The sequence below is a fragment of the Fictibacillus sp. WQ 8-8 genome, assembly GCF_024494405.1.
Lineage (GTDB): Bacteria > Bacillota > Bacilli > Bacillales > Fictibacillaceae > Fictibacillus_C > Fictibacillus_C marinisediminis.
Window position 1 is genome coordinate 200,964 of sequence record NZ_JAMXKG010000006.1, and the last position, 17,744, is coordinate 218,707.

15 protein-coding genes are annotated in these 17,744 nt (G+C 44.9%); 1 reads left to right on the forward strand and 14 read right to left on the reverse strand.

Annotated features, from left to right (window positions below):
- Nucleotides 1-168: 168 nt before the first annotated feature.
- The 11 genes from paaD to M1K46_RS15290 all read right to left on the reverse strand — a co-directional run bounded on the left by paaD (nt 169) and on the right by M1K46_RS15290 (nt 11,149).
- Nucleotides 169-669, reverse strand: coding sequence for a 1,2-phenylacetyl-CoA epoxidase subunit PaaD (gene paaD / locus M1K46_RS15240; RefSeq protein WP_053355520.1), 501 nt, complete (start codon nt 667-669; stop codon nt 169-171).
- A 30-nt stretch (nt 670-699) separates the two neighbouring features.
- Entirely contained in the window at nt 700-1,506 is an 807-nt protein-coding gene (gene paaC / locus M1K46_RS15245) for a 1,2-phenylacetyl-CoA epoxidase subunit PaaC (RefSeq protein ID WP_256226642.1), read from the reverse strand.
- Nucleotides 1,503-1,850, reverse strand: a complete 348-nt coding sequence (gene paaB / locus M1K46_RS15250) for a 1,2-phenylacetyl-CoA epoxidase subunit PaaB (protein WP_053355522.1) — start codon at nt 1,848-1,850, stop codon at nt 1,503-1,505. Before paaB ends, paaC begins: the two co-directional genes overlap by 4 nt.
- Before the next feature lie 23 nt (nt 1,851-1,873).
- Nucleotides 1,874-2,782 carry a 1,2-phenylacetyl-CoA epoxidase subunit PaaA gene (paaA, locus tag M1K46_RS15255; protein WP_305585598.1) on the reverse strand — a complete coding sequence of 303 codons (909 nt, stop codon included), beginning with the start codon at nt 2,780-2,782 and terminating at the stop codon, nt 1,874-1,876.
- 129 nt (nt 2,783-2,911) lie between these two features.
- Nucleotides 2,912-4,237, reverse strand: a complete 1,326-nt coding sequence (locus M1K46_RS15260; RefSeq protein ID WP_375162213.1) for a phenylacetate--CoA ligase family protein — start codon at nt 4,235-4,237, stop codon at nt 2,912-2,914.
- Nucleotides 4,238-4,511: 274 nt separating this feature from the next.
- Nucleotides 4,512-5,501, reverse strand: coding sequence for a lipoate--protein ligase (locus M1K46_RS15265; protein ID WP_256226647.1), 990 nt, complete (start codon nt 5,499-5,501; stop codon nt 4,512-4,514).
- A 117-nt stretch (nt 5,502-5,618) separates the two neighbouring features.
- The gene (locus tag M1K46_RS15270; protein ID WP_256226648.1) at nt 5,619-6,353 is read right to left on the reverse strand and encodes an MBL fold metallo-hydrolase; all 735 of its coding nucleotides are present in this window, start codon (nt 6,351-6,353) and stop codon (nt 5,619-5,621) included.
- Nucleotides 6,354-6,470: 117 nt separating this feature from the next.
- Nucleotides 6,471-7,298 carry a carbohydrate ABC transporter permease gene (locus M1K46_RS15275; RefSeq protein ID WP_053355526.1) on the reverse strand — a complete coding sequence of 276 codons (828 nt, stop codon included), beginning with the start codon at nt 7,296-7,298 and terminating at the stop codon, nt 6,471-6,473.
- A 30-nt stretch (nt 7,299-7,328) separates the two neighbouring features.
- The gene (locus M1K46_RS15280; protein WP_369795820.1) at nt 7,329-8,666 is read right to left on the reverse strand and encodes a carbohydrate ABC transporter permease; all 1,338 of its coding nucleotides are present in this window, start codon (nt 8,664-8,666) and stop codon (nt 7,329-7,331) included.
- Between the two features lie 144 nt (nt 8,667-8,810).
- Nucleotides 8,811-10,109 (reverse strand): ABC transporter substrate-binding protein, encoded by a 1,299-nt coding sequence (locus M1K46_RS15285; protein ID WP_053355527.1) that lies wholly within the window; start codon nt 10,107-10,109, stop codon nt 8,811-8,813.
- Between the two features lie 53 nt (nt 10,110-10,162).
- Nucleotides 10,163-11,149, reverse strand: a complete 987-nt coding sequence (locus M1K46_RS15290) for a LacI family DNA-binding transcriptional regulator (RefSeq protein ID WP_091006902.1) — start codon at nt 11,147-11,149, stop codon at nt 10,163-10,165.
- A 234-nt stretch (nt 11,150-11,383) separates the two neighbouring features.
- Here M1K46_RS15290 and M1K46_RS15295 point away from each other — a divergent pair, with 234 nt between their 5' ends.
- Nucleotides 11,384-12,106, forward strand: a complete 723-nt coding sequence (locus tag M1K46_RS15295; protein WP_256226649.1) for an amino acid ABC transporter ATP-binding protein — start codon at nt 11,384-11,386, stop codon at nt 12,104-12,106.
- Between the two features lie 45 nt (nt 12,107-12,151).
- Here M1K46_RS15295 and M1K46_RS15300 read toward each other — a convergent pair whose 3' ends face one another.
- From M1K46_RS15300 to M1K46_RS15310, 3 genes are all read right to left on the reverse strand, one after another.
- On the reverse strand, nt 12,152-13,708 hold the full coding sequence (locus M1K46_RS15300) for a glycine betaine ABC transporter substrate-binding protein (protein ID WP_256226650.1): 1,557 nt from the start codon (nt 13,706-13,708) through the stop codon (nt 12,152-12,154).
- Nucleotides 13,698-14,849, reverse strand: coding sequence for an ABC transporter ATP-binding protein (locus tag M1K46_RS15305; RefSeq protein ID WP_091006908.1), 1,152 nt, complete (start codon nt 14,847-14,849; stop codon nt 13,698-13,700). The genes M1K46_RS15300 and M1K46_RS15305 overlap by 11 nt, the downstream gene beginning before the upstream one ends.
- 463 nt (nt 14,850-15,312) lie before the next feature.
- On the reverse strand, nt 15,313-17,706 hold the full coding sequence (locus M1K46_RS15310; protein WP_256226652.1) for a YhgE/Pip domain-containing protein: 2,394 nt from the start codon (nt 17,704-17,706) through the stop codon (nt 15,313-15,315).
- Nucleotides 17,707-17,744 lie beyond the last annotated feature (38 nt).

Below are 17,744 nucleotides of genomic sequence, written 5' to 3' on the forward strand. Positions count from 1 at the left end.
CTGCTCGCTTTCCGCGGGGCGTGCGGTGAGCCCCGTGGCGCAAGCGCCTCCTTGGTCTCACCTGTCACGCTTCATCCCGCCGGAGTCTCGCACCTTGCACTCCAATCAACTTGTCAATGAAGCTCTTTACACTCATAAGCAACAATTTTTTGAAAAGAGCCTTCTTTTTCAATTCATATCTGCTACAGGCTTCATCGCTTCAAAAGGGTTTTTACAAGACTTGCAATATAGGATGCTGCGGCATGCGGTCGGGCCGAAGATATTCTCCATGGTTACATATGAGGAGCCGCAATACGGACAATCGATGCTCCACGGTTCCCCCATCACATGATTTGCCGGTGGAGGCGCAATCCCAAACTCTTTTAATCTCTCTTTGCCTTCTTCAGTAATCCGGTCTGTTGTCCAAGCCGGCGTGTAGACAAACTCCACATGAACCTCCTTCACACCTTCTACAGCACGGGCAGCCTGTTTAATATCTCTTTCAATGATATGAAGGGCCGGACAGCCAACGAACGTAGGCAGCGCTTTGATGAGTACAGAGCCTTCTCTTTCCTCAACGTCTTCAATCATTCCCAGGTCCAGTATGCTTACAGAAGCAATCTCCGGGTCTTTTACATCTTTGAGGGCTGAGATTACTTTTTCTTTGAGATTCATAGATTGTATAACCATGCTGTCTCTCCTTTCCGGTCCTGCGTTTTGTTACCAGCCGGAAGCCGGGTTAGTGGCAAACACTTCTGAAAGAGTGGAAAGGGCTTCAGCAAGATCAGGCGTATGCTCGCCTTTCCGGCCGTTACCGCTTTCAATCAGCGGCTCTCCTGGTACTGTTATACCGGTTTCCGAGAATACTTTCTCAATCCTGTTAAGCCAGCGTTTCTTCAGAAGCGGTTCATCTTCTATTAATCCAGCTTTTACGACCTCTCCATAAAATGGTCCCAGCGTAAGTACTCCGCCAAAATCTCTCCATACTCTATCCACTGCTGACAGCATGCGTTGCTTCGCATCTTCTGTGCTCATTACAAGCTGCTTGAACCAAATATCCCAGTGCATCAAATGGTAATACTGCTCTGTCATGATTTTCTTCGCTGCATTGGCCAGCGGTTCGTAGGAAGACATTCTCAGCGATTCCAGACGGATGTGTTTGTGGACCGCATAAAAATAGTTTCTTACGACGGCAAATGCCCAGTCATAGTCCGGTTTATCAAGATAGGTCCCGCTTCCGTTCACCCTTTCAAGCAGGATGGCATTGCGGAACTCTTCGGGTTTTCTGAGATGCGCAATGCGGTCCGCCTCTCCTTCACCAAGGTCCTCCAAAAGGTGGTAGTACATTGAGGCATGCCCCATCATGTCCTGATTGATGGAAGAAAACGCAACGTCTTCTTCGATATGGGGAGCGAGTCCAAGCCATTCCGATCCTCTGTAAGCCAGGATAAAGTCATCATCTGCCAGCTGATAGATCAATTCCTTGAGCGCTTTTTTTTCTTGTTGGTTTAATGTTTCTCCGGTCATCGGCTCTCTTCCCTTCCGCCCATGATGTGCTGTTCTGTAAACTGTTCCTGATTGTAGTCACGCCATTTTTTCTTCAGGTAACCATATCCTTTAGTTTCTCTATAGTCTTTATCCAGTCTTTTCAGCATTTCTCTTTCACTCTGTGTTAAGCCGCGGATGTTCTCCCGTTTGACGACCCAAATGTCAGCCACTGTTTCTCTGCGGAAGAAATTTTCCTTTGCCATGACAAGAGCCATATCTGCGTTCGGCGCAAGCAGGCTGAACTGATGCTGAAAAGGAGCTTTATCTGTCTTCTTGCTGAACACTTCATACACGTTATAAAATTGGTTTCCTTGTTCGCTCATTCGTTATCCACTCTCCTCCGCTTTTAGATCGCCTTTTGGGCGGCAAGTGCCTCCCGAACCCAGCTGTTGGTGTCATATGAACTTCTTCTCAAATCCAATCGTTCCTGTGAACGCGGCCCATTTCCTGAAACAATCTGTTTAAATTCATTCCAGTCGACATCCTGATACACCCACATCTGTGTCTCTTCATCAAAGTGGATCGTTTCATCTGGAATGGTAAGGCCGAGCGCCCAGACGCGCGGAATATATTTGGTGAAGAACTCCTGGCGAAGATCTTCATTCGTTTTCGTCCGGATCTTATACATGATGTTCTTATCGGCGTTCGAATTGCCCGTTTCTTTTGCTGACTTCGGACCAAAGAACATGATCAGTGACGTCCACCAGCGGTTAAGGGAATCCTGCAGCAATGCTCGCTGTTCAGGCGTACCTTCAGCAAGGGCTAAAATAATGCTCTCGCCATGCTGAGCATGGAAGACTTCTTCTGCGCAAATACGCTTTAACGCTCTTGCGTATGGCCCGTATGATGAATCGAGCATCATGCTCTGCGAGATGATGGCTGCTCCGTCCACTAGCCAGGCGATCATTCCGGCATCCCCCCAAGTCGGTGCCTCCATATGAAAGACGTTGTGAAATTTCAGACGGCCGGAGAACAGATCCTGCATGATGTCTTCTCTTGTTTTCCCGAGAGGAGCCATGAGATCCTCCGCAACACGCAATAAGAGCTGGCCGTGCCCCATTTCATCCTGCACTTTCGCCATAATCGCTAATTTACGGTGAAGGGATGGTGCTTTTGGTACCCACTCCTTTTCTGGAAGCGCTCCCATAATTTCCGAAATGCCATGCATAGAAATGAGGCGTATGAGATTTGTTCTATAATCATCCGGCATCCAATCATCGGCTTCTATCTTTTCACCGCGGTTGATTCGATCCATAAAATGCTGGTGCTTTTCATCGTTTGTTAACTGTTCAAAGCTGAGACCTGCCTGCACAATAAGCCCCTCCTAATTATATTACGTTTATTTACCGTTATTATAAAATATCGTCATATAAATAACAACCAACTATACACCTAATTGAGCGGTTTTATGTCTGACCACCCGAACTGCCTTCCCTTCAGACCTTGGAATGGAGCCCGGAGGAAGCAGATGGATATCCAGATTTACAAGACAGCTGCTTTTAACCGCATGCTTGATTCGGTCTTTGAGCAATCCCAAATCCACATGGTCAAGGTTTTGTTCCATGCGTGTGAAACAAGCTTCTGTAATCTCTACGTGAAGCTGAACATTCTCTTTAAAACCGTCTGCATGAACGTGGAGCTGATAATGAGGAACAAGATCCTCTGCTTTCAGAAGACAGTTCTCAATTTCGGATGGAAAAACGTTGACACCGCGGATAATGAGCATATCATCAATCCGGCCTTTAACACGTGACATCCTGACGGAAGTGCGTCCACAGACGCATTTTCCCGTACGAAGCGAAGCGATATCACCTGTGCGGTACCTTATGACAGGGAAGGCTTCTTTCGTTAAACTAGTAAACACAAGCTCGCCCGTTCCTCCCTCTGGAACTGGTTCAAGTGTGTCAGGGTCGATCACTTCAACAAAAAAGTGGTCATCCATGATGTGAAGTCCGTCCTGTGCTTCATGGCACTCCATGGCTACACCCGGCCCCATCACTTCACTGAGTCCATAGATGTCCATCGCTTTAATATTCAGCTTTTCTTCTAGAGCAGTCCTCATCTCCTCTGACCAAGGCTCTGCACCAAATATGCCGTATTTTAAGGAAGTAGCGCGAGGATCCTTGCCCATTTTCTCCATCTTTTCTGCAATAGTCAGGATATAGGACGGAGTTCCGCAGATCACCTCTGGCTTAAAGTCTTCAATGAGCAGGATTTGGCGTTCCGTGTTGCCTCCAGAAACCGGTACAGTCACCATCCCCAGGCGTTCTGAACCAAAATGAAGGCCAAGTCCTCCTGTAAAGAGGCCGTAACCGTATGCATTATGAAGGAATTTTCCAGGCTCACCTCCGCCGATCGCGATACACCGTGCCACCATTTCGCTCCAGTTTTCAATATCTTTTGCCGTATATCCAACGACGGTAGGCTTCCCGCTCGTACCCGAAGAAGCATGAACGCGTGTCAGCTCTTTTGTATCCACGGCAAAAAGGCCAAAGGGGTAATGATCCCTAAGATCCTTTTTTACGGTGAAGGGCAATTTTTTTATATCTTCCAGCGTATGAATATCCTCAGGCGCTATCCCTTTTTCCACAAATGCTTTTCGGTAAAAAGGCACACTCTCATATACCTTCCCAGCTGTTTCCTTAAGTCTTGATAACTGAAGTTCCTGCTTTTCCCCTCGTTCCATGCATTCCATTTCCCGATCAAAGATCAACTGCATTCACCTCTTCTTTAGTTAGTAAGCCCTTTCATTTTTAGTTATTACGTATGACGTTTTATTTTCGTTTTAATTATATATGTAATACTATTTTCTAAAGCTTATCGTTTTACGATTATTCTGTCAAATGGAAGATGAACAAAAAAGACAGCTGTGGCCCCATGCCATAGCTGTCTTTATTAATTGACTTTATTAAAGCAGATTGTATATATAGTGATTCGTGGAACAAATGAAACGCTCCATCATTTAGTCTTACAGAGCTTTTTAATTAATAGAGCAGGTCCAAAAATTCTTCTCTCGTTACATTTCCAAAATAATGGCCCATGTCTGCATCTTCAAGCGCCTTTTCAATGTCTCTTCTGTCATAGCGGGTGCCGATCAGCCGCTCTTCGATGTCACGTACATCGCCTACTCCAAAGAAATCACCGTAAATTTTACATTCACGCATGATGCCTTTCTCGATTTGAAGTTTCACATCTACTGAACCGCCAGCAAAACGGTTGGAAAGTTCCACGTTGGATTTTGGAGATTTGCCATAGTTCCAATCCCAATTGCGGTATCTTTCTTCTGATAACTTATTAATTTGTTCCCAATCTTTTACGGTCAGTTCATAGCGCGGGATTTCCTCAAATTCTTCGAACAAGTACGAAAGTAGAATCTGCTTGAATTCCTCCATCGTCATTTCTTCATTCATATGCTCTTTAATATTCGTAACCCGGCTGCGTATCGACTTGATGCCTTTCGATTGAATCTTATCTAATTTTACATTAAGAGCAGAGACAACATTTTCAATTTCGGAATCAAACATAAGTGTACCGTGGCTAAACATTCTGCCGCGGGTGGTAAACATAGCGTTTCCTGAAATTTTCTTCCCGTCAACGAGAATATCATTTCTTCCGCTAAGCTCCGCATTGAGACCTAGTTTATTCAGTGCCTTGACGACAGGATCGGTAAACTTTTTAAAATCATGAAAAGAATTGCCATCATCTTTCGTAATGAAGCTGAAGTTCAGGTTGCCGGTATCATGGTAGACCGCTCCACCGCCTGATAGTCGGCGGACGACATGGATTCCGTGCTCCCGAACATAATCAGCATTGATCTCCTCTACCGTATTCTGGTTCTTCCCGATAATAATAGAAGGTTCATTAATATAAAATAAAAGATACGTTTCGTTAATATCCAGGTTTTTTAAAGCGTATTCCTCAATGGCAAGGTTTACTCTGGGATCCGTAATATTACGGTTATCAATAAACAGCATAGCTTATTCTCCTTCACTGCTCCGTTAGAAAAAATTTCTCCTTTTTTGTTATACAACTCTTTTAGAAGAATAGCAAGCTGTCAGACTTCTCATTCCCTAACAATTTATGGTTGTATTTTATCCTTCCCACGTCCACCCGGAAGATGCAGTTTCCACTTTGCCGCTAAACCTTTCTGACGCCTGTTCGATTAGCTGGTTATGGTCACCGAAATGCGGCAGATGCGTGAGAAGCAGATGAGGAATATCCGCTTTGGCTGCAATGTTTGCAGCATCATGAGAGTTCATATGTCCAGGGCCGCTTCCATCTTGATCACTGTAGAAATTGCATTCTGAAATAAGCAGATCTGCACCTTTACTAAAGGGAACAAAGTCAGAGAGGTAAGCAGAATCTGCTGTATATACGAAGGTTTTGCTTCCATCTGTAATTCTCATCGCATAGCATGGTGCCGGATGCTTTGTCTCCATAAAGGAGATGTGAAACGGACCAATCTGGAGCAGCTGTTCCGGGAAGTAGGCTTTACCCGCAGTAGCTGAACGGTACGTTAAGCTCTGGAAACCCTTTTGATCTTTTGTGTGGCCATAAACCGGCAGTGTTGGAATACCTTTCTGCAAAAAGGATTGAACGAGCCGTCCATACTGAAGGACGCCAATATCTGCCACATGGTCATGATGATAGTGCGACAGGATCACAGCATTCATTTCCTCAACCCCTATATAGTTCTGCAGGCTGGACAAAACACCGCTCCCGCAGTCAATCAGCAGATTAAATCCCTCATGCTGCAGAAGATAACCCGAAGTAGCTTCTCCTTTTCCCGGATAGCCGCCCCAATACCCAATTACTGTTAGCTTCACTTCATCACTTCCTTATGATTTTACTCCTAGTATAACCTTAAAAGGTGCCAGGCACCGCCTTTTGACATCTGTCAAAGGCGGGTGCCTGGCACCTAAACGAAAGGAAAGGAAAGCCTTCTATTCTTTTACGGCTCCGGATGTAAGGCCGGAAACAATTCTGCGCTGGAACAACAGAACCATGATAACGAGCGGAACAGTAACAATAACCGTTGCTGCTGTTATGTCGCCCCAAGGTACGGTGAACTGCCCTTCAAACATTGCAATCCCGACTGGAACTGTTTTTAATTTATCATCGGTATTGATGGTTAAGGCGAACAGGAATTCATTCCACGCTGCGATAAATACGAGAATGGCTGTTGTAAAGATTCCCGGTACAGCCAGCGGCAGTATAACTTTCCAGTATGTCTGCATCAAGGTTGCTCCATCCATCTTTGCTGCTTCCTCCAGATCAAACGGGATCTTGCGGAAGAAGGTAACCAGAATCCAGATCGACAGCGGAAGCGTAACCGTTGTATAGGGAATGATCAAACCTAAGTAGCTGTTGGTCAACCCGATATTCTTCAATAGAATGTAGATCGGTGAAATGGTAGCGATCTGCGGGAACATGGATACCGAGAGCACCAGCCCCAAAATGACTGTCTTCCCTTTAAATTGCAGCCTCGCGATCGCGTAAGCTGTGAATGATGCGATTAAAACTGTATACACCGTCGTAACACCCGAAACAACGAAGCTGTTCCATAAGTATTTAAGAAACGGATAGTTAGTGAATACAGACACATAGTTTTTAAAAGTAGGATGGTCTGTAAACGGATGGAACGCCTTATCCCCAAACAGCTCTGAAACTGGCTTAATCGAGCTTAACAGCATCCATAAGAACGGGAACATGACGAGAAACACAAAGATTGCAAGAAAGATATAAAACAGCGGTCCTGCTTTTTTATTCACGAATTCTCACTCCTTTTTACAGTAACTGCCCTACTTGTCGTTTAACAGCTCACGGCCAAGAAACTTGATGAAAATCATGGAAATGACGGCAACACAGACAAAGACGATAACCGACAGTGCTGAACCGTCCCCGAAATTGGTCTGTTCGAACATTCTTTTGTACGCCAGGATCGATATCGTTTCCGTTGAGTTGGCAGGACCTCCGCCTGTCAGTACATAAACAAGGTCAAATACCCGGAAAGCATCGAGTGTTCTGAACAGCAAGGCTACCAGAATACTGGATTTCAACAAAGGCAGTGTAATGGTCGTGAACTGCTTCCATTTGGTCGCTCCATCAATGGACGCGGCCTCGTAGAGTGAAGATGAGATTGTCTGCAGGCCGGCTAAGAGCAATAACGCCATATATGGAGTCGTTTTCCAGACATCCGTAAAAATAATAGAGAACATGGCTCCGATATTGCTTGTCAGGAGATCCGTCGCATTATCAACGAGTCCGATTTTTTCAAAAATCTTAGCGACAATCCCATTCTGGCCATCATATAAGAACTGCCACATTTTCGCAGAAACGGCGGTTGGAATTGCCCATGGAATGAGGATCGTCGCCCTGACCAGACCTCTTCCAAAGAAAGCTTTATTGATCAATACAGCAATCGCAAGTCCAAGTACCAGTTCTATAAAAACGGAAATGATGGTAAACGCGCTTGTATTCCAAATCGCCATCCACATCCGCTTATCCGTCAGATTGCTCTTGTAATGGTCAAATCCGATAAAGTTAGGCTTGATTACCGCTTCGTTCAGGGAAGAAGACAATCCGAGAGCATCGTCTTCATTCTTAAGCCCCTTAAGGTCCTTTACTTGTGTGGAAACTTTATGAAGCGTCTTATCAAGCTTCATAGCATCAGCTTTATCAACCTTTACCGAGCTTAGATCCTCACTTACCGGCTCCATGTTCGTCAGCTTGTCATCGACTTGCTCATATTTTTTCTTAACGGCAGCATCACTTTGTATGCCTGTATCAACATCTTTTAGCTCTTTAATCAATCCATTTAGCGTATCAGCCGTTGACCCCTCTGCTTTCCCTGCCTCGTCTTCGAGTGTACTGATCAGAAAAGGGTAACTGTTTAAATACTTTTCAAGGTCAATATGGTAACTCAAGTTTACTTCGGATTTTGTCGGGTTATTTAACCTGAGGTCAAACAGGCTGTAATAAAACGATTGAAGTACGGGCCATACTGCGATAAGGAGAATTAAAATCAAAGATGGGGCAACAAGCGTATAGCCCAATCTGCTTTCAGACGCTTTTCGTTTTTTTCCTGAAGAAGGCTTTACCTGCTTTGGCTGTTTCTCTGGATTTAGCTTTACTTCCACGTTTGTCCACTCCTTACATAACGAATGCCATCGATGGACTGGCGAAGCAACAGTCCATCCATTTCATTCTGGAATCGATACCACTAATAATTTTGCATAAGCCTCCATATACATGAAGGCTTATGCATTTACTTGTCGAGTCTATTACTTTTCAAGCTTTGCAGAGATTTCTTTTTGCATGTTTTTCGCTGCTTGTTCCGGTGTGATTTCTTTAGCGATCGCTTTGGAAATCTGGATTTGGATGATATCTGAGATCTCAGTGTAGTTCGGTGCTACCGGACGGGAAACCGCTGATTTAAGAGCGTTTACGAATCCTTCTTCTTTAAAGTAAGGATTTGCTTTTTGAACATCTGGATCGTCGAACAATTTGTTGAGCGTTGGAGCATGTCCGCCATTGATCGCATCAAGCTTCTGTCCTTCTTCACCCGCCATAAATTTAAGGAATAACCAAGCTTCTTTCGGTACATCAGTATTCTTGTTGATACCCGCTTGCCATCCGCCAAGTGCAGCAGCAGGTCCTTTGTCACCAGCAGGAAGCGGTGCTACGCCAATTTTGCCTACAATTTTAGATTGTGACTTATCATTAGCAAGAGCATATTGATACGGCCAGTTGCGGATGAACGCAGATTGTCCGTTAATGAACGCTGTATGAGACTCAGGCTCTGCGAATGTCGTTACGTTTTTAGGTACAACATCAGAAGTAGCAACTTCTACAAGTTTTTTGATTCCTTTTACAGCTTGTGGAGAATCTACGACAACTTCTCCTTTGTCATTGATGATCTCTCCGCCGTAAGAAGCGATAAATTCAACCGCGTTACATACAAGTCCTTCATATTGCTTTGCCTGCATCAAGTATCCGAACTTCGTGCCGCCTTTTCCTTTATCTGCTTTTGCCTGCTTCAAAAGGTCATCCCACGTCTTCGGCGGTGATTTTACAAGGTCTGTACGGTAGAAAAGCATACCGGCATCAATGAACTTAGGAAGAGCCCATTGTTTTCCTTTAAATTTAGAAGCGCTCAATGCACCTTCGTTATACTCATCCAGCTTTACACCGTCTTTTTGAATGAAACGGTCAAGCGGCATAACGTAGCCAGCCTGTGCAAACTCTGCCGGCCACACAACATCCATATCAAAGACATCGATCTCATCAGATTTGGCATTGAACGCTGTTACGTAAGCGTTATGCTGCTTTCCTGTGTCAGCAGGCATCTCACGGAATTTAACATCGATGTTCGGGTACTTCTTCTCGAACGCTGCTACCATCTTTTGCGTAGCATGTGTGTCATCTTTACCGCGAGCATAAATCAACTCGACTTTTTTACCTTTGCTTCCAGAATCCTTTGACTTTTCGTCTGTGCTCGCTTTGTTGTCACTGCACGCGGACAAAACGAGTGAAAGAGCAAGTGATGTTGTAATGACCTTTGAGATCTTTTTGATGTTCATCAAGGTTATCCCCCTTTAATATAGTACGCGGACTGCTGATTCCATTAATGGAATCAGGTAGACCGCCGTTTAACCAGTTTAAAATCAAGCTTTATTTCCTTTTTCTTGCTTGGCAGTTTCTTTTCTATCGTTTGAATCATTTGTTCCATTGCCCGCTTTGCAATTTCCTCTATCGGCTGCTCAATCGTCGTCAAACCGATCAAATCTGCAATTGGCTGGTCATCGAAACCTATGATGGCTAAATCATCCGGTACTCGCCATTGATGATTGACCGCTTCCTTCCAGATTCCTGCTGCTACTTCATCACTTCCGGTAAACACTGCCGTAGGAGGGTTCTGCATGCCTGCGATGGTTTGAAAAATCCGCTTTCCATCCTCTATGCTGTATGCACTTGTCAGGAACCACTCATCGTTGACAGGAAGCCCTGCCTCAGCCAATGCCTTCTTATAGCCTTTGTACCGGTCAGAAGCTACGCGCGATGCGGTGTTGTCCCCCGAGCAATATCCAATTTTCGTATGGCCTTGCTCGATGAGATGCCGCGTCCCTATGTAACCGCCTTCAACCTGATTTAAATAAACGGTTGGTACATCGGCTTCATCATTGTATTCATTGCATAGCATGATCGGCCCAAAGTTCATATACGGTTCAATGTCACTCCATTCATTCTCGATGGACGTGAGGATCAACCCGTCTACTTGCTTCGTTTTCAGCAATTCAAGATAATTGATCTCCTGATTGCGGCTGTAGCTCGTCTGGCAGAGAATAAGCTGGTATCCTTTATCGGACGCATAGTTTCCCATGACCTCAACCATTTGGCTGAAGAAGGGATTTGTGATCCTTGGGACATAAACGGCAATGGTTTCAGTCTGCTGCTTCCTTAGCCGGCGTGCAGAAGAATTAGGTACATAATTTAACTCTTCCATCGCATTCATAACGAGTCTTTTCTTTTCATCCGTAACATAGGGATGCTGATTGATTACTCTGGAGACTGTTGTTCTCGATAATCCGGCCAGCTTTGCTACATCTTGAATAGTCGCCATTGCGTTTCTCCTTCATTTCTCACTATGAAATCGAAATCATGAAATCGTTTTCATAAATTGAGTATAGGTGAAACTTCCTAGATGGTCAATAAGTTTTCTAAAAATTTTTATAACAGTTTACATTAAAAGTTTTATTCATCGCATTCTCCCCTTTCAGAAGGTATAATCTAGTTAACATCAGGAAAACGATAAAGAGATCTAATAGGATATAAAAAAAGGGGGAGCGAACTCTCAATGATCAAAGTACGAAACTTAAAAAAATCCTTTGGGGATTTAGAAGTGTTAAAAGATATAAACTCTGAAATCAAGGAACAGGAAGTAGTCTGCGTGATCGGTCCGTCCGGTTCAGGGAAAAGCACGTTTCTCCGCTGTTTAAATAAGCTTGAGGATATCACTGGCGGAGAAGTAGTGGTGAATGGCTATAATCTTGTTGATCCGAAGGTAAACATTAACCTTGTACGCCAGGATGTTGGTATGGTGTTTCAGCAGTTCAACCTCTTTCCACATAAATCCGTTCTGGAAAACGTGACGCTTGGGCCTATAAAAGTACGGGGAATGGAACCAGCGAAAGCTAAAGAAAAAGCTCTCGCTCTTCTATCCAAAGTTGGCTTGAATGACAAAGCAGACAGTTACCCGGGACAGTTATCCGGAGGACAAAAACAGCGTGTTGCCATCGCCCGCGCACTGGCTATGGATCCTAAGATCATGCTCTTTGACGAACCCACTTCAGCACTGGATCCCGAAATGGTTGGTGAAGTGCTCGAAGTGATGAAACAGCTTGCGAAGGAAGGAATGACGATGGTCGTTGTTACCCACGAAATGGGCTTTGCCCGTGAGGTCGGTGACCGTGTCATCTTCATGGATGGCGGCTATATCGTTGAAGAGAACATTCCGTCTGAATTATTCGGAAACCCGAAGCATGAGAGGACAAAATCCTTTTTAAGCAAGGTTCTATAATCCAATAAAAAAAGCCTGGCATCGCCAGGCTTTTTTATTGGATGTTTATTTAACTAACCCTTTTTTCTTAAGGAAATCCCTTGCTACATCCCCTGGTTCTTCCTTATCGATGTCCACCTTCGCGTTCATTTCTGCCATATCCTTTTCACTTATTTTTCCTGCCAACTGGTTAACCGTATCCTTCAGCTTCGGAAATTTCTTCAGCGTATCTTCTCTGACAATCGGTGCCGCATAATAAGGCGGGAAGAATTTCTTATCATCTTTTAACAGCTTGAGATTATAGCGCGCAATCCTTCCATCAGTTGTAAAGGCAGCTATGGTATCTACTTTTCCAGCCTTTACCGCTCCATACATCAAATTGGGATCAAGGCTTTTTTTATCTTTAAAGTTAAAGTTATACACCTTTTGGAAACCGGGATAGCCATCCTCACGTTCATAAAATTCGGTTGGAGCGCCGAACGTGACTTGTGATGATTTGCCTGCAAGCTCAGAGGTTGTTTTCACTCCAAGTTCTTTATACTTTTGAGGCCGTAGAGCAAGAGCATACGTATTCTGAAAACCAAGGGGCTCAAGCCAGTCCAGTTTATATTTCTTTTTGTATCCTTCCTTCACACGGTCATAGATTTGATCGGGAGTAAGATTGGGAGAATACTTTTCCTTAAGGATGGTAAGCAGTCCAGTCCCTGTATACTCTACGTACATGTCGATATCACCCTTTTTGATGGCCTGGGTCAATATCGGGGTTTCTCCGAGCCCTTCTCCTACGTCTACTTTATAGTCTGTTTTTGCTTCTACATATTCCGCGATAACATAAGGAAGGATATACTGCTCTGTCCATTTCTTCCCTGAAATCTTAATCGTATCGTCTGATGTACCGCTCCTTATGGCGAAAAACAGAAGCAGCGCAGCGACGGGTATGAGAATAATAGACGCCTTTTTCCACGAAAACTTCCTTTTGCCGACCGGATTAGACGCGATTTCAATCCGCTTCAGAATATAATCGATAACAAGCGCGAGCAGAGCAGCTGGTATAGCACCAGCAAGCACGAGCTCATTCCTGGTTGTTGAAAGCCCCCTGTAGATCAGGTCACCGAGTCCGCCAGCACCAATAAAGGCCGCCAATGTGGCTACCCCGATCGTTAACACTGTGGCGGTGCGCAAGCCTGCCATAATAATAGGAAGGGCAAGCGGGAGTTCAATCATTCTTAAAATTTGATTCTTCGTCATCCCCATTCCCCGGCCCGCTTCAACCGCAGACTGATCCACTCCTGTAATGCCAGTATATGTATTTCTTAAAATGGGAAGCAGTGCATACACAGTCAATGCAATAATGGCGGTTGTGCTTCCGATGCCAAAGAGCGGAAGCAAAAATCCGAATAATGCTAAGCTTGGAATCGTCTGAAAGATAGCTGTTACACCGATTACAGGCTCCGCAATTCTAGCTCTTCTTGAAATATAGATGCCTAGTGGTATGGCAATCGCAGCTGCGATAAGGATCGAAACAAGAGAAAGAAATAAATGCTGCTGCAGCCCTTCCAGAATGTCCGGCCACCTCGTTTTAAACGTATCCACAAGTGTTGAGAAAAAGTTTTTATTGTTCATCTAAAGACCCTCCTTCCTGTCTTGCGGAGGTCTTCATTCCTGCAAGGCCACGCATCATCGTGGATTGAGTAATCAAGCCTGCCAATTTTCCATTGTTCAAGACAGGAATAAATGAAGCCCTTTTCTTGGCAAACACCTCAGCGACATCCGTATAGGGTGACTCCAGCTCTACGGCATGAAAGTCCTTGTCCATAATATCACCAATCGTTTTGTCTTCCTCGTTATAAAACCGTTCCACCGCACCAATAGTTGCAATCCCAAGAAGCTGGTCTTCCGGATTGGTCACCATTAAGCTGTCTACTTTATAGCGTTTCATCATCTTCAATGCTTCCGCCAGTCCTCTTGAAGCCCTCGCAGTCACAACTTTATCAATCATGAGATCAGCTGCTGCCGGCTTATCGTTGCTTAAGTCTTCAAGCCTTTGTTCACCAATAAAGCCTTTGACAAAATCATCGGCTGGATGACGGAGGATTCTTTCCGGGGTATCAAACTGGACAATTCTGCCCTCGCGCATAATGGCTATACGATCAGCTATTTTTAACGCTTCATCCATGTCATGGGTTACAAATACAATCGTTTTCTGGATAGTATCCTGAAGCTTGATCAGTTCGTCCTGAAGCTGCTCCCTGCTGATCGGATCCAGTGCACTGAACGGTTCATCCATTAAAATAACAGGTGGTTCTGCGGCAAGAGCCCGGATGACGCCTATTCTCTGCTGCTGTCCGCCGCTAAGCTCGGAAGGGTATCTGTCTTTGAACGTTTCTGGGTCAAGTCCGACCAAGTTCAGCAATTCATCAATTTTATGATCATACTTGTCTTTCTTCCAGCCTTTCAGCCTTGGTACGAGGGAGATGTTTTCACCGATTGTCATATGGGGCAATAAGCCGATCTGCTGAATCACGTATCCTATATTTCGGCGAAGCTGAACTGGATCTTTTTCAGAAATATCTTCACCGTCAATTAGAATGGTTCCTCCTGTCGGTTCGATCAGGCGGTTAATCATCTTCATTGTTGTCGTCTTTCCGCAGCCGCTCGGCCCGATTAATGCAATCAATTCTCCTTTCTTAATATGAAATTCAATGTTTTTAAGGGCTTCAAAGCCATCAGGGTACTTCTTTGCCACGTTTTTAAATGTGATCAAGGTCTATCTCCTACTTTCTCTTTCCTTTTCTGTCACGGCATATTTTTATCATCATTCCTATGTTTCCCTATTTGATCAAGCAAGAAACCAATTTAGCAAGCAATTTTAAGAAAAACTCTAGTAGTCTGTTAAGGGCCGACAAGTGCTGGAGCTAAACAACGTTTTAAAGAAAAGGCTGTTTTCGTAACCTTTGCTGCTCTTGGGAGTGGTTGATTTCCGTTTCAGGCTGCTCGCTTTCCGCGGGGCGTGCGGTGAGCCTTACCGGCGCCAGCGCCTACTTTCTCGGCGCAGGCGTCTGCGGGTCTCACCTGTCCCGCTACTCCCGCAGGAGTCTCGCACCTTGCACTCCAATCAACTGATCAATGAAGTTTCTATACTTAAATGCCCCCAAAGCAACAATCTTTTAGAAAAGAGCCATAGCAAAAAAGCAGTCCCCTCATTAATAGATAGGACTGCCATATTATTAGATAGTGTTCGCAGCAGGTTCTTCGTTTCTGAACTTCTTCATTTTGATTCTGAAGAAGAGAAGGGAAGCTGCCAGCATTGGAACCATAAAGTACCCGAGTATGATCGCATTCTGCCACATAAGACTGTAATCCCCCGTCGTTATGACAGCACGCAGCCCGGCGATAGAATAGGACATCGGCATAAAAAAGTGAACCGTCTGCAGTGAAGAAGGAATCATTTCTGTCGGGAATGTTCCTCCGCTTGATGTTAATTGGAAGATCAGCATCAGGATAACGATAAATCGTCCGGGGTTGCCCATGGTTGTAACAAGGAACTGAATAATGGCCATGAACGTTAAGCTGATGATGATACTGAACAAAACAAATCTGCCTGTGCTCTGTACTTCGAGACCAAGACCTTGCAGCAAGATCAGATCCGCGATTAGAGCTTGAACAATGCCTGTCACTGCCATAAAAGCATATTTGCTGAAGAACCAGCTGAATGCATTTTTGGGTTTCATCGCTGGTTCAACGAGCGGGAACACAATGGTCAGCATGAGGGCACCTACAAACAGTCCCAGGGACAAGAAGTATGGAGCAAGCCCGGTTCCATAGGTCATATCTTTTACGGTGCTGGCGTTCAAGGTTTTTACCGGATTGGAAATCATTTTGACTTCATCATCCGTAGCTTTCGCTTTGTGAGCCTTTTCTGCCGCTTTGTTCAATTCTCCAGCCAGTTTTTCATTGCCCGATTTAATAGAATCGACACCCGAAGCCAGTTTACCAGCCCCATCATTCAGCTGGCGTGCGCCATCGCTCAGCTTGCCTGAACCGTCTTTTGCACTCTGCAGGCCATTCGTTAGATCAATGCTTCCTTTTGCCAGTTTAGACTGGCCTTGGCTGAGTTTGCCGACGTTATCGACAAGACCGGACCAGCCTTGGGACAACCCTGCTGTTCCTGCAGACAATTTAGCGGAGCCATCGGCTAATTGATCGGCGCCGCCTTTTGCTTCTCCGATTTTGGACATAAACGTTTTTGTTCCTTCAAGCAATTTCTGCTGTCCAGAAGCCAGCTGAGCCGTGCCGTCTACCAGTTTCTTCTGGCCGGCATGAAGGGCTTCTACACCTTTTTGAAACAGTGCCTGGCCTGCTGATAACTTGTTAGCTCCAGCAGAAAGTTGATCGGCACCCGCTTTTAAAGGCGCTGTCCCCTCGGCTACTTTTTGAGTACCGTCGCTGACCTGCTTGCTTCCAGCTTCAAGAGCTGCGACACGGGCCAATATTTCAGCCTTTGGCATATCGGGATTTTTCGCCATATCCTCTTTTAAAGAAGCAAGTCCCTCATTCACGGTTTTTGCCCCTGCTGCTGTTTTGTCAGCACCGTCTTTTAACGTTGTCATCCCGGAGGATAACTGAGCCGCTCCGTCCCTAATGCTGCGGGCGCCATCCTCTAAATCTTTTCCTTTATCATCGAGTACGGCTGAGCCTTCATAAGCAGCCGCTGCTCCCGTCTTCAAGTCATTGGCTCCTTTGGCCAGCTGTTCCTGTCCAGACGTTATCTGATTTCCTTTTTGGTCAAGCTGATCCAGTCCCCCGGATAGGCTGTTCAGGCCCTTTTCAAGGCTGCTTGCGCCTTTATTGAGCTGGTCGATCTCAGGGGATTTCTCTTTCATGCCTGAGTACAGCTTTCCAGCTCCATCTTCGGATTGTTTCAAGCCCTCAGAAAGCTGTGACGATCCTCCCGCCAGCTGGCCCAATCCATTGTGGAGGTCTTCTGTCTTGTTCGAAAAGGCTTCAGTGCCTTTAACAAGATCGTGTGAGCCGCCAGAAGCTTTTGAAGAACCATCAGCTAATTTTCCCGCACCATCTGATGCTTTCTTGAAACCATCGCCCATTTCACCAATTTTATCAAAAATGATTCCGGTATACGTTTTGGAAATTTCATTAGAGAGCTTGTTTTCAAGCTGTTCTACACCTTTTTTCCCGATTTGGGAGGCAAGATAGTTATAGCCAGAATTTGTTTTATAATTTAACTGAAGTTTATCAGGATGAGGATCCATCGCTGTTTTAGCTTTTTCTGAGAAGTTTCCCGGAACCTCAATAACCGCATAATACTGATTATCCTTTAAGCCCGTTTCAGCTTTATCCGAACTGACAAATTCCCACTTGAAGTCTGAGTTATCCTTCAGATCTTTTACTAAATCATCACCGATTTGAAGCTTTTCACCATCCAGCTTAGCTCCCTTATCCTCGTTTACTACAGCGACCGGCAGCCTATCCGTATGCGAATATGGATCCCAGAAAGCCCACAAGTAAATTCCACTGTACAAGATGGGAATAAACAAAATGGCTGCAACCGGAATCAGTAATTTCGGATTGCGTAGGACGGCCTGAAATTGTTTTCTTATCATGCTAATTTCACCCATTTCTATCATTTCATACAATATGA

Bases quoted from the DNA above. Each gene is read 5' to 3' on its own strand.
- paaD (WP_053355520.1), bottom strand. From the start codon at position 669: ATGGTTATACAATCTATGAATCTCAAAGAAAAAGTAATCTCAGCCCTC.
- paaC (WP_256226642.1), bottom strand. From the start codon at position 1,506: ATGACCGGAGAAACATTAAACCAACAAGAAAAAAAAGCGCTCAAGGAA.
- paaB (WP_053355522.1), bottom strand. From the start codon at position 1,850: ATGAGCGAACAAGGAAACCAATTTTATAACGTGTATGAAGTGTTCAGC.
- paaA (WP_305585598.1), bottom strand. From the start codon at position 2,782: ATGGATCGAATCAACCGCGGTGAAAAGATAGAAGCCGATGATTGGATG.
- M1K46_RS15265 (WP_256226647.1), bottom strand. From the start codon at position 5,501: ATGCTGTTTATTGATAACCGTAATATTACGGATCCCAGAGTAAACCTT.
- M1K46_RS15285 (WP_053355527.1), bottom strand. From the start codon at position 10,109: ATGAACATCAAAAAGATCTCAAAGGTCATTACAACATCACTTGCTCTT.
- M1K46_RS15290 (WP_091006902.1), bottom strand. From the start codon at position 11,149: ATGGCGACTATTCAAGATGTAGCAAAGCTGGCCGGATTATCGAGAACA.
- M1K46_RS15295 (WP_256226649.1), top strand. From the start codon at position 11,384: ATGATCAAAGTACGAAACTTAAAAAAATCCTTTGGGGATTTAGAAGTG.
- M1K46_RS15300 (WP_256226650.1), bottom strand. From the start codon at position 13,708: ATGAACAATAAAAACTTTTTCTCAACACTTGTGGATACGTTTAAAACG.
- M1K46_RS15310 (WP_256226652.1), bottom strand. From the start codon at position 17,706: ATGATAAGAAAACAATTTCAGGCCGTCCTACGCAATCCGAAATTACTG.